Here is a 16,801-nt window from a genome sequence, read left to right as displayed (position 1 = left end):
TTACTCGGCTATCGAAGAAGAACGGGGTGATGGGGCGTCTGGAACCGGGTCGAAACCACCGGCATTCCATGGGTGACAGCGGCCAAGGCGACGAACGGTCAGCCAGCTTCCACGCAAGAGGCCGTGGATTTCGATGGCTTCGAGCGCGTAGCAAGAGCAATTGGGGTAAAAACGACAGTGATTCGCCATGAGAGGGCTGATGGCGTAGCGGTAGAACTGGATCGGAACGATTGCCAGTTTACGCATCTTGACTGTCCACTCCTGCAGGTTCGGTCTTCACCACTGGAGCGGGCCGGTTACGTGCGAGGCGCTTCCAGAGCTTGCCAAAATGCTCATGCAATTCAGGGTTTTCCACGTCGCCCAAACCTTTACGCGCGACGATGACGATGTCCCAGCCCGCCAGGATGTCCTGGTGCAGACGGAACGAGTCACGCATCAAGCGTTTCAAGCGATTGCGCTGAACGGCGAGCTTGACGCTCTTTTTACCGATGACCAGCCCCAGACGGGGATGTTCGAGGCCGTTCTCACGCGCAAGGAGCAGCAGGTTCTTGCCGGGTACCTTGCCAGATGGCGAGTCGAAGACTGCTTTGAAATGCCGGGCTGTCAGCAGACGCTTTTCCCGACCGTAGTCCTGACTCACCACCCGTGCCGAAGGATCAAACTGCCAGACGCTTGCGGCCCTTGGCGCGACGACGCGACAGGACGGTACGGCCGTTCTTGGTAGCCATGCGAGCACGGAAACCGTGGGTGCGAGCGCGCTTGATGGTGCTGGGTTGGAAAGTACGTTTCATGGTTGTTACCTGGTTCGTCCACAACGGGCCGGAATGGACCCCGTTTTAAGAGACCGGCGATTCTAGTGAAAGCGCGGCAGAAGGTCAATTTCCAACCAACTATTACTTTTTGGCCCCTTTGCTCAGATAGAGGGGGACTGAAGAACGCAGGTCGGGGATTGGGAGCCTTCATTGCCGGTGCCTTATCAGGAGGATGGGTTGGACGATTCAGGCGATCAAATATAAAAATAGAGAAGGGACTTATTTAAAGCTTTTCTGTAATGCTTATAGATCTTAGAGAGGCCAACATCTGTGGATAACCATCTGGAGGCCTTATTCACAGGGCGTTCTGGAGATCCGCAACCCTGTCCAGAAGATGGGCTGCGCCTGTGTCATTGCTCCGCACAACCTGTGGATTAAATCGATGGATATCCACAGACGAGTTATACACAGAGCTCCACCCCTACTTGTGCATAGATCTCAAGACGGGTTATCCACAGAGCTCACAGGTAGGTTTTCAAGGCATTGACGTTGTGTTTTTACGTGCGGCAGAGGCAGCGGACCCGACCTACATGTGGATAAGTGTGCGGAGCGCCGGTACAATGGCCGTTGTTTTTGCCTTGCCGGCTTTCAATTCAGGGGATACCTGTGTCAGTGGAACTTTGGCAGCAGTGCGTGGAACTCCTGCGCGATGAACTGCCTGCCCAGCAATTCAACACCTGGATCCGTCCGCTACAGGTCGAAGCCGAAGGCGACGAGTTGCGCGTCTATGCGCCTAACCGATTCGTGCTGGACTGGGTCAACGAGAAATACCTGACGCGGCTCCTCGAACTTTTGGGTGAACACGGCAATGGCCTGGCGCCGGCACTTTCGTTGCTGATCGGCAGCCGTCGCAGCTCGACGCCGCGCGCTGCCCCCAACGCGCCGCTGGCAGCCGCCGCAGCCGCGAATCAGGTGCAGGTTGCCCCGGTGGCAGCCGCACCTGCAGCCGCGCCTGTAGAAGCCGTTGCCAAGCCCTCAGTGGCCAGCGAAGAACCCTCGCGGGACAGTTTCGACCCCATGGCCGGCGCCAGCTCGCAGCCAGCACCCGTGCGCTCCGAGCAACGCACTGTCCAGGTAGAAGGTGCGCTCAAGCACACCAGTTATCTGAACCGCACCTTTACCTTCGAAAACTTCGTGGAAGGTAAATCCAACCAGCTGGCACGCGCGGCTGCCTGGCAGGTGGCGGACAATCCCAAGCATGGCTACAACCCGCTGTTCCTTTATGGGGGGGTCGGCCTGGGTAAGACGCACTTGATGCACGCTGTGGGTAACCACCTGCTCAAGAAGAATCCGAATGCCAAGGTGGTTTACCTGCATTCCGAGCGGTTCGTTGCAGACATGGTCAAGGCGTTGCAGTTGAACGCGATCAACGAATTCAAGCGCTTCTACCGATCGGTCGATGCGTTGCTGATCGACGATATCCAGTTCTTCGCGCGCAAGGAACGCTCCCAGGAGGAGTTCTTCCACACCTTCAACGCTTTGTTGGAAGGCGGCCAGCAGGTCATCCTCACCAGCGATCGCTACCCCAAGGAAATCGAAGGCCTCGAGGAGCGGTTGAAATCACGCTTCGGCTGGGGTCTGACCGTTGCTGTCGAGCCGCCCGAGCTGGAAACCCGTGTCGCCATCCTCATGAAGAAGGCGGACCAGGCCAAGGTCGAGCTGCCTCATGACGCGGCGTTCTTCATCGCCCAGCGCATCCGTTCCAACGTCCGCGAACTGGAAGGCGCACTCAAGCGGGTCATTGCGCACTCCCACTTCATGGGTCGCGAAATCACCATCGAGCTGATCCGCGAGTCGCTCAAGGACCTGCTGGCACTGCAGGACAAGCTGGTGAGTGTGGATAACATCCAGCGAACGGTGGCCGAGTACTACAAGATCAAGATTTCCGATCTGCTTTCCAAGCGCCGTTCGCGCTCGGTGGCCCGACCACGGCAGGTGGCAATGGCGCTGTCCAAGGAATTGACCAACCACAGCCTGCCGGAAATCGGCGATGTGTTTGGTGGGCGCGATCACACCACCGTGCTGCACGCGTGCCGCAAGATCAACGAACTCAAGGAATCCGACGCGGATATCCGCGAGGACTACAAGAACCTGCTGCGTACACTGACCACGTGAACATTCACTACGCAGCTTTTGAGGCAAGGGACTAGACCATGCATTTCACCATTCAACGCGAAGCCCTGTTGAAACCCCTGCAACTGGTCGCAGGCGTCGTCGAACGCCGCCAGACCTTGCCTGTGCTTTCCAACGTCCTTCTGGTGGTTCAGGGGCAGCAGCTGTCTCTGACCGGTACTGACCTGGAAGTGGAACTGGTTGGCCGCGTGCAGCTGGAAGAGCCGGCCGAGCCTGGCGAGATCACCGTGCCTGCGCGCAAGTTGATGGACATCTGCAAGAGCCTGCCCAACGATGCGCTGATCGACATCAAGGTCGATGAGCAGAAGGTCGTGGTCAAGGCCGGGCGCAGTCGGTTCACCTTGTCGACGCTGCCGGCCAATGACTTCCCTACCGTCGAAGAAGGCCCGGGTTCGCTGACCTGCAGCCTGGTGCAGAGCAAGCTGCGTCGTCTGATCGAACGCACCAGCTTCGCCATGGCCCAGCAGGACGTGCGCTACTACCTCAACGGCCTGCTGTTCGATCTTCGCGGCGATGCCCTGCGTACCGTGGCGACCGATGGTCACCGCCTGGCGCTGTGCGAAACCGAGCTCGAAAAGGCCAGCGGCGCCAAGCGCCAGATCATTGTCCCGCGCAAGGGCGTGACCGAACTGCAGCGCCTGCTGGAAAGCGGGGATCGCGAGATCGAACTGGAAGTCGGCCGCAGCCACGTGCGCGTCAAGCGCGACGATGTGACCTTCACCTCCAAGTTGATCGACGGTCGCTTCCCGGATTACGAGGCCGTGATCCCGATCGGTGCCGACCGCGAAGTGAAGGTCGATCGCGAAGCCCTGCGTGCCTCGCTGCAGCGTGCTGCGATTCTGTCCAACGAGAAGTACCGCGGTATCCGCGTGGAAGTCTCGCCGGGCAACCTGAAGATCAGTGCGCACAACCCCGAGCAGGAAGAAGCCCAGGAAGAGATCGAGGCCGATACCACGGTCAGCGATCTGGCCATCGGCTTCAACGTGAACTACCTGCTGGACGCGCTGTCGGCTCTGCGCGATGAGCACGTCGTGATCCAGCTGCGTGATTCCAACTCCTCTGCCCTGGTGCGTGAGGCCAGCAGCGAGAAATCCCGCCACGTGGTCATGCCGCTTCGTCTCTGACCTGAGGCGAGTAGGTTCCACGTGGAACCGAGTGGTTCGAGAAGCCCGGCATTGCCGGGTTTCTTTTTGGGCAAAAGAGGCGATGTTCCACGTGGAGCAATTCACTTCCTTGCGGCAGCGTTTGATTGCAGAGCCCTGCCCGGCTGAGCCGTCGCTGGCTGCTCGCTGCTGGCTGCTCTCTGTTCCAATCCCAAGACCGTGACCTTCGGCAGAGCACAGCGGAACTTCGCTGGACGCGGCGCCCTGCTCGTCAACATCGCGTTGCCACGCCGGCAGCCAAGCGGAAGGCGAACCTGTAGGCCGCGTTGAGCGGAGCCTGATCCTGAGCCCTCGCCCACCACCTGCCGTTGAATCTTTCTGACGGTTGAGCATCCAGACGGCGCGAACAGACGAGATTTCTCTGCTGCTCTGGAGCGCAGCGGCAAGCGGCTTTTGAACGGCTGAATCACAGCTCTATGCTTTTAAAAACTGTATATAAATCTAAAGCTAGGTGGTGGTGGTAGGGCCAGATTTGGTTGAAAAGTAGGTTAAGTGCTTGGTTTGAAAGGAAAATATAGGATCGAAACCCCCGGTAAAACAGGGCCTGAGCCTGGGGGTGATCCTGTGGATATCTTTAAGGGGTGTCCAAGGGCTCTTTTTTATCCACAGATTGCCCATGGGTTGTGCATAAGTCATACAGAGGGGATGTGGACAGTCTCGTTTGGGTCTGCGTGAGCGATCGCCGTTTCTGGAGGGATCCGCTTTGTCCGCCTCCGCAGAATTCAAAGAAAACGCGCGAGCGGACCGGATCGGCCCGCCCGTGTGCCGGAAAATCAGAGCGAATTTCTTGAAATCTGCAGCACCAGGGTGCTGCGCGGGCGCCAGATTTGAAGAAATTCGCGCCGTTTCTGCCTGACGATGGCGAGTGGGCGAAGGTGTTTCACGTGGCACGGCGGACGATGTCCCAAGCCCAACGGCGGCGTGCCTGCCCTGCCCCTCAGGGTTCACGCCGGGTCCATCGCACGTGGGGTGCCGGGTAGCCAGCGGTCCTCCCGATGGAGATCGCTCGGCTGCACCCTCGCCCAATGCACGGCTGGCCGGGGACCGCGTGCCCCCAGCGCAATGCAGTAAGCTGATCGATTCCCCCGACCCGTCTGCCGCCCCGTGCGGCGTTGATCGTCCGCATGCATATCCGCCGTCTGTCCCTGCACCAGGTTCGCCGCTTCGATACCGTCGAGCTGGCACCGCAACCGGGCATCAATCTGATCACCGGCGACAATGGCGCCGGCAAGACCAGTGTCCTGGAGGCGCTGCATGTCATGGCATACGGGCGCAGCTTCCGCGGGCGGGTTCGGGATGGCTTGGTACGCCAGGGCCGGGAGGCCTTGGATGTCTTCGTGGAGTGGGACGAGCAGCGCGAAGGCGCCGATGCACCCACCCGCCGCAAGGCTGGCCTTCGCCACAGCGGCCAGGAATGGAAGGGCCGGCTTGATGGAGAAGATGTCGCCCAGCTGGGAACCCTCTGCGCCGCATTGGCGGTAGTGACCTTCGAACCGGGCAGCCATGCCCTGGTCAGTGGGGGGGGCGAACCCCGCCGCCGGTTCCTGGATTGGGGTTTGTTCCACGTGGAACCAGACTTCATGGGATTGTGGCGGCGCTATTCCCGGGCGCTGAAGCAGCGCAACGCCCTGCTCAAGCAGGGCGGGCATCCGCACGCCCTGGATGCGTGGGATCGGGAGCTCGCCGAGGCCGGTGAGCCTCTGACCACGCGACGCCAGCACTACCTGGAGCGGCTCCAGGAACGGACCGTGGAACTGGCCGCCGTCCTGGCCCCCAAGCTGGGCATCCAGTCACTGAGCTTGAGCCCAGGCTGGCGCAAACAGGAGGTTTCACTCTCCGATGCCCTGCTTCTGGCCCGGGAACGTGACCGGATGGCTGGCTACACCTCGGTCGGTCCACACCGGGCCGACTGGAGCGTCGGATTCGAGACCATTCCAGGCCGGGATGCGCTCTCACGCGGGCAGGCGAAACTGACGGCCCTCACCTGCCTGCTGGCACAGGCCGAAGACTATGCCGAGCAGCGCGGCGAGTGGCCGGTCATCGCCTTGGACGATCTGGCTTCGGAGCTGGATCGGCACCACCAGGCACGGGTGCTGGAGCGCCTGAAGGCCGGCCCGGCACAGATCTTCATCACTGCCACCGAAGTGCCGGCGTCGCTGGCGGACGCGACAGATATCACCCGGTTCCACGTGGAACATGGACAGGTCCTGCCTGTGCCATAGTGGTCCCCCAGGGGCCACGGTGCCCGGCTGGTATAATTGCTGTTGCAACCCCTTATTACTCGGCGCCCCGCCTCACCGCGGCGGACCGACCTGCGGAGCCTACGGCAAGCGCAATGACTGAAGAACAGAACATCCCCGCAAACAGCGGCAACTACGACGCCAACAGCATCACCGCCCTGGAAGGCCTCGAGGCTGTCCGCAAGCGTCCTGGTATGTACATCGGCGACGTCCATGACGGCACCGGTCTGCACCACATGGTGTTCGAGGTCGTCGACAACTCCATCGACGAAGCCTTGGCTGGCCACGCCGACCACGTGTCGGTGATGATCCACGCCGACGGCTCGGTCTCGGTGTCGGACAACGGGCGTGGTATCCCGACCGGCAAGCACGAGCAGATGAGCAAGAAGCTCGATCGCGAGGTCTCCGCAGCCGAAGTGGTGATGACGGTCCTGCACGCCGGCGGCAAGTTCGACGACAACAGCTACAAGGTTTCCGGCGGCCTGCACGGCGTGGGCGTCAGCGTGGTCAATGCGCTGTCGCAGAAGCTGCTGCTGGATATCTACCAGGGCGGCTTCCACTACCAGCAGGAATTCGCTGACGGTGCTGCGGTCAACTCGCTGAAGCAGGTCGAAGCCAGCACCAAGCGCGGTACCACGCTGCGCTTCTGGCCATCGGTGAAGGCCTTCCACGACAACGTCGAGTTCCACTACGACATCCTGGCCCGCCGCCTGCGCGAGCTGTCCTTCCTCAATTCCGGCGTCAAGATCGTGCTGGTCGATGAGCGCGGCGATGGCCGCCGCGACGACTTCCATTACGAAGGCGGCATCCGCAGCTTCGTGGAGCATCTGGCGCAGTTGAAGACGCCGCTGCACCCGAACGTGATCTCGGTCACCGGCGAATCCAACGGCATCGTGGTGGACGTGGCGCTGCAGTGGACCGATTCCTACCAGGAAACGATGTACTGCTTCACCAACAACATTCCGCAGCGCGACGGCGGTACGCACCTCGCGGGCTTCCGCGCGGCGATGACGCGTACCCTGAACGCCTATATGGACAAAGAGGGCTACAGCAAGAAAGCGAAAGTCAGCGCCACCGGCGACGACGCCCGCGAAGGCCTGGTCGCCGTTGTATCGGTTAAAGTGCCGGATCCGAAGTTCTCTTCGCAGACCAAAGACAAGCTGGTCTCGTCCGAGGTGAAATCGGCGGTGGAACAGCAGATGAACGAACTGCTGAGCGAGTACCTGCTGGAAAACCCGAGCGACGCCAAAATTGTCGTCGGCAAGATCATTGACGCCGCCCGCGCCCGTGAAGCGGCCCGTCGCGCTCGCGAAATGACGCGTCGTAAGGGCGCGCTCGACCTGGCGGGTCTGCCGGGCAAGCTGGCGGATTGCCAGGAGCGCGATCCGGCGCTCTCTGAAATCTACCTGGTGGAGGGTGACTCCGCAGGCGGTTCGGCCAAACAGGGTCGTAACCGTAAGAACCAGGCGATTCTGCCGCTGAAGGGTAAAATCCTTAACGTAGAGAAAGCGCGTTTCGACAAGATGCTCTCTTCGCAGGAAGTGGCGACGCTGATCACCGCGCTGGGCTGCGGCATCGGCCGTGACGAATACAACCCGGACAAGCTGCGCTATCACAGCATCATCATCATGACCGATGCGGACGTCGACGGCTCGCACATCCGTACGCTGCTGTTGACCTTCTTCTACCGTCAGATGCCCGAGCTGATCGAGCGCGGCCACATCTACATCGGCCTGCCGCCGCTGTACAAGATCAAGCAGGGCAAGCAGGAGCTGTACCTGAAGGACGACCCGGCGCTGGATGCGTACCTGGCCAGCAGCGCGGTGGAAAACGCCTCGCTCATTCCGGCCGAGAGCGAGCCGGGCATCGAAGGTGTCGCGCTGGAGAAGCTGCTGCTGTCCTACGCCTCGGCGCAGGAAACCATCGCGCGCAACAGCCATCGCTATGATCGCCAGGTGCTGGAAGCGCTGATCGATTTCACCCCGATGGATCTGGAACACCTGCGCAAGGCCGGCGCCGACGAAGGTCTGGCCGCGCTGGCGACCCGCCTCAACCAGGGCAGCCTCGGCTCGCCGCGCTACACGCTGGAACTGCAGGAACCCACCGACGAGCGTCCGGCCGCCGTGCTGGTCACGCGTCGCCACATGGGTGAACAGCTGATCCAGGTGTTGCCGCTGGCCGCCTTCGAAACCGGCGAACTGCGCGCCCTGCACCAGTCTTCGCTGCTGCTGCATGGCCTGGTTCGCGACGGCGCGAAGATCAGCCGTGGTGCGAAGTCGGCCGAGGTGGCCAGCTTCGCCGAAGCGCGCAATTGGCTGCTGGATGAAGCCAAGAAGGGCCGCCAGATCCAGCGATTCAAGGGCCTGGGTGAAATGAATCCGGAGCAGCTCTGGGACACCACGGTCAATCCCGACACCCGTCGCCTGCTCCAGGTGCGGATCGAGGATGCCGTGGCCGCCGACCAGATCTTCAGCACGCTGATGGGCGACGTGGTCGAGCCGCGCCGCGACTTCATCGAAGACAATGCGCTGAAGGTCGCCAACCTGGATATCTGACACAATCGGGAACGGGCCGGCCGGGTGCGACCTGCACCCTGGCCGGCCATCGCTCCCCGATGCCAGGAATCCGATGTCTGCTACCACCCCGGCGTCCCTGACGCCTCCGCTGCCCCCTGCCGTTCCATCGTCGCCGCGCAAGCCGGGTTCCCCGCTCGCGGGGTTCTTCATCGATCTGGGCATCGGCATTGTGGTGCTGCTGTCGCTGAGTCTGATCAGCGGCTTGATCTGGGGCCTGTACCGCGGCGCGATCGTCGGTTACCAGGCCGCCCGCGACGGCGCGGATGCCTCGGCTGTGGCCGGTCTCACCCAGCAGTTGGGCCAACCCGGTGCCCTCGCCCAGATCCTGATGGCGCTGGTCGCCACCGGCGGCGCTGCACTGGTGCTGTATTTCTTCCGTCGCCGGGCCACGCCCGCCGAACGGGCGCTGTCGTTCCAGGCCGCGCGTCGCCCTTCCACGTGGGGCTGGACCTTGCTGGTCGCCACCGCGGTGATCATCGGCAGCAACCTGATCGCGTGGCTGGCCAAGCAGGCCGGCATCGAGCCGGTGCCGACCAACCTGGCGCTGATGGAACAGGCCGTCGCGCGCTTCCCGTGGTTCCTCGCCCTGTTTGCCGTGCTGCTCGCGCCGGCGTATGAAGAACTGTTGTTCCGCCGCGTCCTGTTCGGCCGTCTGTGGCAGGCCGGTCGCCCGGTGTTGGGCATCCTCTTGAGCAGCGTGGCGTTCGCCCTCGTCCATGAAATCCCCGGGACCAGTGCCAACGGGCCGTGGGAAATCGCCCAGCTATGGCTCGTCTACGGCAGCATGGGCGCGGCCTTTGCCTGGCTGTACCAACGGACCGGGACCCTGTGGGCGCCGATCGCCGCGCACGCCTTGAACAACGGCATCGCCTTGGTCGCGCTGATGTTCCTGGGCATCCATTGATCGATCACGCGGCTTGACGAAAATTTACGTCGCCGCGTTCCACACTGCGCACATGAACACGGGGGATCGCACATGAAACCGGTGCTGTTGGGAATTGCCATCGCCATGCTGGTGAGCGCGTGCGCCACCACGACCTCACCCACCGGCCGTCGCCAGATGGTCGGTGGCGTTTCGCAGGCCGAGCTCGACCAGCTGGGCGCGCAGGCGTTCACTGAGACCAAGTCCAAGGGCACGCTCAGCCACGACCCGAAGCAGACCGCCTACGTGCAGTGCGTGGTCAACGCGCTGGTTGCCCAGCTGCCGCCACAGTACCGTGGCGTACGGTGGGAGACGGCCTTGATGGTCGACAAGGAACCGAACGCGTTCGCCCTGCCCGGCGGCAAGGTCGGGGTCAATACCGGCATCTTCACCGTCGCCAAGAACCAGGATCAGCTGGCGGCGGTGATCGGCCACGAGATCGGCCACGTCATCTCGCGCCACCATGAAGAACGGATCACCCGTCAGATGGGCGCCCAGACCGGCCTGTCGGTGCTTGGCGCGCTCGCCGTTGCCGCCTATGGCGAGGGCGCGGCCAGTACCGTCAGCCAGCTCGGTGGCGCAGGCGCCCAGGCAGCCTTCCTGCTGCCCGGGTCGCGAACCCAGGAAAGCGAGGCCGATATCGTCGGCCAGCGGCTGATGGCCGAGGCCGGTTTCAACCCTGCCCAGGCGGTCGATCTGTGGCAGAACATGATGGCCGCCAGCGGCGGTCGTTCGCCCCAGTGGCTGTCCACCCATCCCGATCCGGCGAACCGGATCCGCGAACTGCAGCGAGACGCGCCCTCCCTGAGTGGTGTATACCAACAGGCCCAGGCGGCCGGGCGCAGGCCGAAGTGCGGTTGACGCGTCCGGATACGACTAAAAGATGCTGTATTGCAGCATCGGAAACGATTTCTCACGCCATCAGTTTCTGATACGTTTGGCGGCTCAGATTTTTCTGACAGTCCGTTTTGATGCCGCTGCGGCGGTTCGATCGAGGTGAAAGATGATTTTCAGCAACCACAAGCAAGCCGTCCTTTCCGTCCTCATCGCGACCGCTGTAAGTGGCGCCATGATCACCGATGCCTTCGCCCAGGCCCGCTCGTCGGAGCGTGGCGCCCGTGGTGGGAAGAAGCAGGCCAAGGCCGAAGTGCTCTACCCGCAGGCGACCCGCCAGGAGCCGGATCAGAAGTCCTCGGCCAAGGTCGGCCCGAAGCTGCAGAAAATGATTGACAGCTACAACGACCAGAAGTTCCCGGAGACGCGCGCGCAGGCCGACGAAATCCTGGCCAATCCCGCCGCCAACACCTACGACAAGTCGCTGGCCGCGCAGCTCGCCTCGCAGGCCGCCTACCAGCTGGACGACGTTGCCTCGGCCAAGAAGTACCTGGAGCAGGTGCTGCAGCTCGGCGGCCTGGACAACAACGGCCACTACCAGTCGATGCTGATGCTCGGCCAGCTGCAGCTGCAGGACGACCAGATCAACGAAGGCCTGGCGACCCTGGACAAGTACTTCGCCGAAACCAAGTCGAACAAGCCCGAAGAGCTGATCGCCAAGGGCCAGGCCCTGTACCAGGCCGAGCGCTACGCCGAGGCCATCCCGGTGCTGCAGCAGGCCATCGCGGCCTCGCCCGAGCCCAAGGACAACTGGAACCAGCTGCTGATGGCCGCCATGGCCGAGGCCGGCCAGACCGGTGAAGCGGTCAAGCAGGCCGAAGCACTGGCCGCCAAGAACCCGAACGACAAGAAGGCCCAGCTGAACCTGGCCAGCATGTACATGCAGGCCGACCAGATGGACCAGGCCGGCGCGGTCATGGGCAAGCTGTACGCCGCCGGCCAGCTGACCGACGAGCGCGAGTACAAGCAGCTGTACTCGATCTACGCCAACAGCGAGAACAAAGAAAAGGACGTCATTGCCGTTATCAATGATGGCCTGCAGAAAAACATCCTGAAGCCGGATTATCAGGTATACCTGGCACTGGCCCAGGCGTACTACTACTCCGACCCGCAGCAGGCGGACAAGGCGATCGAGGCGTGGCAGAAGGCTGCCCCGCTTTCCAAGGACGGCGAGACCTACCTGAATCTGGCACGCGTGCTGCATTCGGAAGGTCGCATTCCGGAGGCCAAGCAGGCCGCCCAGCAAGCGCTGGCGAAGGGTGTGAAGAACCAGGCGGATGCCAAGAAAATCATCAACCTGAAGTAAGTAGGAATAACGCCTGAACGCCTGCATAAGTGATGCGCAGGCGCTCAGGATTGGTATAAGCTTGGAGGTTCCTGCGGTGTCATGCACCGCTGATCATGGGCTACCTGTCCCCGGGTATCCCGGCCCCACTAATGAGCTCTTGGCGCATGACGGAACAACTAGTCGTTCACAGGTACGAACAACGCGATGACACCGGCCTCTCCTGGCCGCGTATCGTGGGTATCGCTTTTGTAATCGCACTGCATCTCGCCGCCTTCATGATGCTTCTGATCCCGGCTGTGGCTCCCAAGGCCGTGGCGGAGAAAGAACGCAACATCATGGTGACCCTGGTCGACGCTCCGCCGCCGCCACCACCGCCGCCGCCGCCGCCGCCGCCGGATGACACCCCGCCGCCGCCGGTCAAGAACCTGTCGCCGCCGAAGCCGTCCCCGGTTCCGCCGCCGCCGCAGGCTCCTGTGGTCGATATCCCGGACCCGCGTCCGACCGACATCGTCACGCCGCCTTCGCCGCCGTCGCCGCCGCAGCCGCCGAGCACCATTGAGGCAAGCGTCGACATCTCGTCGAAGAACATGAACCCCCCGCGTTACCCGCCGGCCGCGTTCCGTGCTGGTATCCAGGGTGAAGTCATCCTGATCATTGACGTCGATGCCAATGGCAACGTCACCAATGTGTCGGTCGAGAAGTCCAGCCGTAACCGTGACCTCGATCGCGCCGCCATGGACGCAGCTCGCAAGTGGAGCTTCCGTTCCGCGGAATCGGGCGGGAAGAAGGTCGCAGGTCGCGTTCGCGTCCCGGTCAACTTTGCGCTGAACTGATAGTGGCCGGTGGCCCGCCGGCCACCGCCCCTAGCGGTTATTTCTAGCAATACCCTTTATCACCACACACAACAAAGGTAAGCGTCATGCTGCAGGAACTTTTCATCGCCGCTGCTGCCGGGGGCAACTCCAACGCCCTGTCGCAGATGGGCTTCGAGCACCTGATCCACGAGATGACCACCCAGCCGGGTGACTTCGCCGTCTCCTGGGTCGTGCTGCTGACCCTGATCATCATGTCGGCCATGTCCTGGTACTGGACCGTCATCAACATCTTCCGCGCCACCCGCCTGAAGGCTGCTGCCGACAAGGTCGTGAGCCTGTTCTGGGATACCCCGAACGCTCAGGACGCCATCCGTGCGATGGAAGAACAGCCGGCTTCGGAGCCCTTCTCCAAGATCGCTCTGGACGCTGCACAGGCTGCTGCGCACCACCAGCGTTCGGAAGGCGGCACCTCCGGTGGCCTGGGTGAAAACCTGAGCCGTTCGGAGTTCGTCGATCGCGCCCTGCGTCAGGCCGTGACCCGCGAAAGCAACAACCTGCAGTCGGGCATGACCCTGCTGGCCACCGTCGGCGCGACCGCTCCGTTCGTGGGTCTGCTGGGTACCGTGTGGGGCATCTACGGCGCGCTGATCAAGATCGGTGCCACCGGTTCCGCCTCGATCGACGCCGTTGCCGGCCCGGTGGGTGAAGCACTGATCATGACCGCCATCGGTCTGTTCGTGGCTATCCCGGCCGTGTTCGCCTTCAACTTCTTCAGCAAGATCAACAGCGCCACGATCAGCAAGTTCGATACGTTCGCTCACGACCTGCACGACTTCTTCGCCACCGGTTCGCGCGTTCGCTAATAGCGACGCGCGTCACCCAGCGAGAACGTAGTCAACACGATCTAGACGGAGCCCGTTATGGCTTTCAGTAGTGGTAACAGCGGCGGCCCCATGGCCGACATCAACGTTACGCCCCTCGTGGACGTGATGCTGGTGCTGCTGATCATCTTCATCATCACGGCGCCCCTGATGTCCCACAAGGTCAAGGTGGATCTGCCTGAGGCCAACCTGGTGCAGAATCCGGAAGACGCTGAAAAGCGGGCGAGCCCGATCACCTTGGCAGTCAAGGAAGACGGCTCGATCTACTGGAACGACGAGGAAATCGACAAGCAGACGCTCGAGTCGCGCTTGGCGACCGCCGCCCAGCAGACCCCGCAGCCGCCCCTCAACCTGCGTGGTGATCGCACCACCAAGATGCGCGTCATCAATGAGATGACGAAGGTCGCGCAGGAACAGGGCATGCTCGACGTGGGCTTCGTCGCCACCAAAGTAAAGGGGCAGTAAGCCATGGCGTTCAGTTCTGGTGGTAATAAAGGCCCCATGGCCGACATCAACGTCACGCCCCTGGTGGACGTGATGCTGGTGCTGCTGATCATCTTCATCGTCACCGCGCCGATCATGACGTACCCGATCGCCGTTGACCTGCCGCAGCGCGTGCTCAACCCACCGCCGGTGACTGTCGAACCGCCGCCGCCGATCGAGCTGAAGGTGGACGCCAGCAACCAGGTGTCGTGGAACAACAGCCCCGTGGCTGTGAGCGAACTGCAGCAGCGTATGGAGCAGGAAGTGCAGCGCGATCCGACCAACCAGCCGGAGCTGCGCATTGATGCCAGCCCGGACTCCGAGTACGACGTGATGGCCAAGGTGTTGGCTGCCGCGAAGAATGCTCAGATGAAGAAGATCGGCTTCGTACAGCAGTAATACGCAAGACGCAGTCATGACGCGACTGGAAAACGCCCCTGGAAACAGGGGCGTTTTTTTTGTGCCGCCGGCGGTGGATACGCGCCAGCGGCACGCCGCCCGCTATCATCCGGCCATGCTCGCAACCTTCGACGTCTTCGGGGACTGGCTCGACGCCATCCCCCACCTGCGCCCCCTGATGGTGGCGGCCTACATTCTCTATCTGCTGTGGCTGACCGGTTGGATCATGCTGCAGAAGCGCGAGCCGGTCGCCACGTTGAGCTGGATCCTGTCGCTGGCCGCCCTGCCCTACCTCGGGCTCTTCATCTACTACCTGCTCGGCCCGCAGAAGGTGAAGCGGCAGCGCCTGCGCCGTGGCCGTTCGCGCTCGGGCATGGAGCACTACAGCAGCGTCTGCCCACCGGACGCGGACTGCACCGAGCTGGCCAAGATCGCGCAGGCCACCACCGGCCTGTCGCCAAGCTCGGCCACCGAGGTGGAGTGGCTGGTCGATGGCGCGGCCACCTACAGTGCACTGCTCGCCGCCGTGGCCAAGGCGCAGGATCACCTGCACCTGGAGTACTACATCTTCAATCCGGACCACGCCGGCACCGCGCTGCGCGATGCGCTGACCGAGCGTGCCGCCGCAGGTGTGCGGGTACGCCTGCTGCTGGATGCGGTGGGCTCCTCCTCCCTCCGCAAGCGCTTCCTGCAGCCGCTGCTGGATGCCGGTGCCGAGGTGGTCTGGTTCCATCCGCGGCAGCTGCTCAAGCCGTTCAAGCGGCCGTGGTTGAACCTGCGCACGCACCGCAAGCTGGTGATCATCGATGGCCTGCAGGCCTTCACCGGCGGCATCAACATCACCGATGAGGAGGACGAGAGCGTCCGCCCGGATGCGTATCGCGACCTGCACATGCGCCTGCGTGGTCACGTGGTGCGCAGCCTGCAGCTGGTCTTCATCGAGGACTGGATCTACGCCACCGGCCAGGAGCCGGCGCGCTTCAACATCGCCCAGCTGTGGCCGGAAACGATGCCCAGCCGCAGCGAGGGCAGCATCAACGCGCAGGTGCTGGTCTCCGGCCCGGACTCCTCATGGGAAACCATCCATCGCCTGCACGTGGCGGCGATCCACGAAGCGAAGGAACGGGTCTGGCTGGTCACGCCTTACTTCGTACCCGGCGAAGCCGCGCGCATGGCACTGACCTCCGCCGCCCTCGGTGGCCTGGATGTGCGCCTGCTGGTGCCCAAGATGAGCGACTCCTGGTTCGTCACCCAGGCCGCGCGCTCCTACTTCGACGAGCTGCTGCAGGCCGGGGTCAAGATCTACGAATACGGCCCGCGCATGCTGCATACCAAGGCCTTCATCGCCGATGACGACGTGTGCATCGTCGGCAGCGCCAACTTCGATCACCGCAGCTTCCGGCTCAACTTCGAGCTGTCGATGATGATCAGCGACACCGGCCGCGTGGCGGCGCTGGCCGAGATCCTGCTGGCCGAGTACAGCAGCGCCTCGCCGGTCTACAACGATCGCCAGCGTTCGCTGTGGCGGCACCGTGTACCAGAGGCGTTCGCGCGCCTGGCCTCGCCGCTGCTGTAGCCAGCACTCCCCGTGGAACCCCACCCGGCGCCGGCGCTACACTGGCCCGGTCAATCGGGGAGAACGACATGTACTGGCTGTTTCTGCTGTTCGCGCTGGCCTGTTTCGGCATGGCGCTCAAGACCCCCCACATGGGGCTGATGGCGCTGTCGCTGCTGGGCACCCTGGTGTTCCTGCTGGCGTGGGTCCGCGGCCTCTATGTGGCCCGCTTCGGCGATGTGCAGCCTACCCGCGCGGCCATCACCGATCCCAACGAACTCCGTCGGCTGCGGGAGCTCGCCCTCCAGGCGCGTACCCGGGCCGCTCAGGGTGAATCCGACCCCTCGTAGTGCCATGACCCAACTCAGCGTCAACGTGAACAAGATCGCCGTCCTGCGCAACTCGCGCGGCGGCACCGACCCGGACGTGCTGCACGCCGCCCGCGCCTGCCTGGATGCCGGTGCGCACGGGATCACCGTGCACCCGCGCCCGGACCGCCGCCACATCCACGCCGAGGACGTGCTGGCGCTGTCCGCGCTGACGGCCGAGCGCGGCGTCAGCGCGCGTTCGTTGCTGCTGCCGATCCTGAAGAATCCATTGATACTCGCCTGCCTGACCGGCGCTCTGGTCAATTTCGCCG

The 16,801-nt window shown here is 63.0% G+C and carries 16 protein-coding genes and 2 pseudogenes; 15 read left to right on the top strand and 3 right to left on the bottom strand.

All coding sequences use genetic code 11. The annotated features are described in order from the left end of the window. From yidD to rpmH, 3 genes are read right to left on the bottom strand one after another with little or no spacing between them, the layout of a single operon-like run. Complete coding sequence (gene yidD, locus B2V21_RS12440; protein ID WP_286916989.1) at nt 1–246, bottom strand: membrane protein insertion efficiency factor YidD; 246 nt, start codon at nt 244–246, stop codon at nt 1–3. Next, nucleotides 239–643, bottom strand: coding sequence for a ribonuclease P protein component (gene rnpA / locus B2V21_RS12435; protein WP_049860458.1), 405 nt, complete (start codon nt 641–643; stop codon nt 239–241). The genes yidD and rnpA overlap by 8 nt, the downstream gene beginning before the upstream one ends. Before the next feature lie 13 nt (nt 644–656). Continuing rightward, nucleotides 657–791: a 50S ribosomal protein L34 gene (rpmH, locus tag B2V21_RS12430; protein ID WP_043192020.1), complete on the bottom strand. Its 135-nt coding sequence runs from the start codon at nt 789–791 to the stop codon at nt 657–659. A 627-nt stretch (nt 792–1,418) separates the two neighbouring features. Between rpmH and dnaA the strand changes: the two genes are divergently transcribed. The 15 genes and pseudogenes from dnaA to B2V21_RS12355 form a co-directional block, all read left to right on the top strand. After that, nucleotides 1,419–2,927 (top strand): chromosomal replication initiator protein DnaA, encoded by a 1,509-nt coding sequence (dnaA, locus tag B2V21_RS12425; RefSeq protein WP_286916988.1) that lies wholly within the window; start codon nt 1,419–1,421, stop codon nt 2,925–2,927. Nucleotides 2,928–2,965: 38 nt separating this feature from the next. Beyond that, nucleotides 2,966–4,069 (top strand): DNA polymerase III subunit beta, encoded by a 1,104-nt coding sequence (gene dnaN, locus B2V21_RS12420; protein WP_286916987.1) that lies wholly within the window; start codon nt 2,966–2,968, stop codon nt 4,067–4,069. Nucleotides 4,070–5,232: 1,163 nt separating this feature from the next. After that, nucleotides 5,233–6,330: a DNA replication/repair protein RecF gene (gene recF / locus B2V21_RS12415; protein WP_286916986.1), complete on the top strand. Its 1,098-nt coding sequence runs from the start codon at nt 5,233–5,235 to the stop codon at nt 6,328–6,330. Nucleotides 6,331–6,443: 113 nt separating this feature from the next. After that, nucleotides 6,444–8,903 (top strand): DNA topoisomerase (ATP-hydrolyzing) subunit B, encoded by a 2,460-nt coding sequence (gene gyrB, locus B2V21_RS12410; protein ID WP_286916985.1) that lies wholly within the window; start codon nt 6,444–6,446, stop codon nt 8,901–8,903. Nucleotides 8,904–8,976: 73 nt separating this feature from the next. After that, complete coding sequence (locus B2V21_RS12405) at nt 8,977–9,828, top strand: CPBP family intramembrane glutamic endopeptidase (RefSeq protein WP_286916984.1); 852 nt, start codon at nt 8,977–8,979, stop codon at nt 9,826–9,828. Between the two features lie 72 nt (nt 9,829–9,900). Next, nucleotides 9,901–10,707 carry a M48 family metallopeptidase gene (locus tag B2V21_RS12400; protein ID WP_286916983.1) on the top strand — a complete coding sequence of 269 codons (807 nt, stop codon included), beginning with the start codon at nt 9,901–9,903 and terminating at the stop codon, nt 10,705–10,707. Between the two features lie 142 nt (nt 10,708–10,849). Next, nucleotides 10,850–12,046 (top strand): heme biosynthesis protein HemY, encoded by a 1,197-nt coding sequence (locus B2V21_RS12395; protein ID WP_286916982.1) that lies wholly within the window; start codon nt 10,850–10,852, stop codon nt 12,044–12,046. 146 nt (nt 12,047–12,192) lie between these two features. Beyond that, the gene (locus B2V21_RS12390) at nt 12,193–12,861 is read left to right on the top strand and encodes an energy transducer TonB (protein WP_088435269.1); all 669 of its coding nucleotides are present in this window, start codon (nt 12,193–12,195) and stop codon (nt 12,859–12,861) included. An 86-nt stretch (nt 12,862–12,947) separates the two neighbouring features. Beyond that, nucleotides 12,948–13,706: a TonB-system energizer ExbB gene (gene exbB / locus B2V21_RS12385; RefSeq protein WP_019184055.1), complete on the top strand. Its 759-nt coding sequence runs from the start codon at nt 12,948–12,950 to the stop codon at nt 13,704–13,706. A 90-nt stretch (nt 13,707–13,796) separates the two neighbouring features. Next, nucleotides 13,797–14,189, top strand: coding sequence for an ExbD/TolR family protein (locus B2V21_RS12380; RefSeq protein WP_414708396.1), 393 nt, complete (start codon nt 13,797–13,799; stop codon nt 14,187–14,189). 3 nt (nt 14,190–14,192) lie between these two features. Beyond that, a complete protein-coding gene (locus B2V21_RS12375; protein ID WP_088435270.1) occupies nt 14,193–14,606 on the top strand; it encodes an ExbD/TolR family protein in 414 nt (137 codons plus the stop codon). A 16-nt stretch (nt 14,607–14,622) separates the two neighbouring features. Then, the gene (gene cls / locus B2V21_RS12370) at nt 14,623–16,182 is read left to right on the top strand and encodes a cardiolipin synthase (RefSeq protein ID WP_286916981.1); all 1,560 of its coding nucleotides are present in this window, start codon (nt 14,623–14,625) and stop codon (nt 16,180–16,182) included. 68 nt (nt 16,183–16,250) lie between these two features. After that, nucleotides 16,251–16,511: a hypothetical protein gene (locus tag B2V21_RS12365; protein ID WP_088435271.1), complete on the top strand. Its 261-nt coding sequence runs from the start codon at nt 16,251–16,253 to the stop codon at nt 16,509–16,511. Beyond that, a pseudogene (locus B2V21_RS21495) lies at nt 16,399–16,647 on the top strand (pyridoxine 5'-phosphate synthase); the annotation flags it as partial. The gene B2V21_RS12365 and the pseudogene B2V21_RS21495, both read left to right, overlap by 113 nt. A 42-nt stretch (nt 16,648–16,689) precedes the next feature. After that, nucleotides 16,690–16,801 (top strand): annotated as a pseudogene (locus B2V21_RS12355) (AEC family transporter); the annotation flags it as partial.

This window comes from Pseudomonas sp. UBA6276 (assembly GCF_002438365.1).
GTDB classification, from domain to species: domain Bacteria; phylum Pseudomonadota; class Gammaproteobacteria; order Pseudomonadales; family Pseudomonadaceae; genus Aquipseudomonas; species Aquipseudomonas coleopterorum.
The sequence above is the reverse complement of the archived record's forward strand: the minus strand, read 5'-3'. Positions and strand labels throughout refer to the sequence as shown.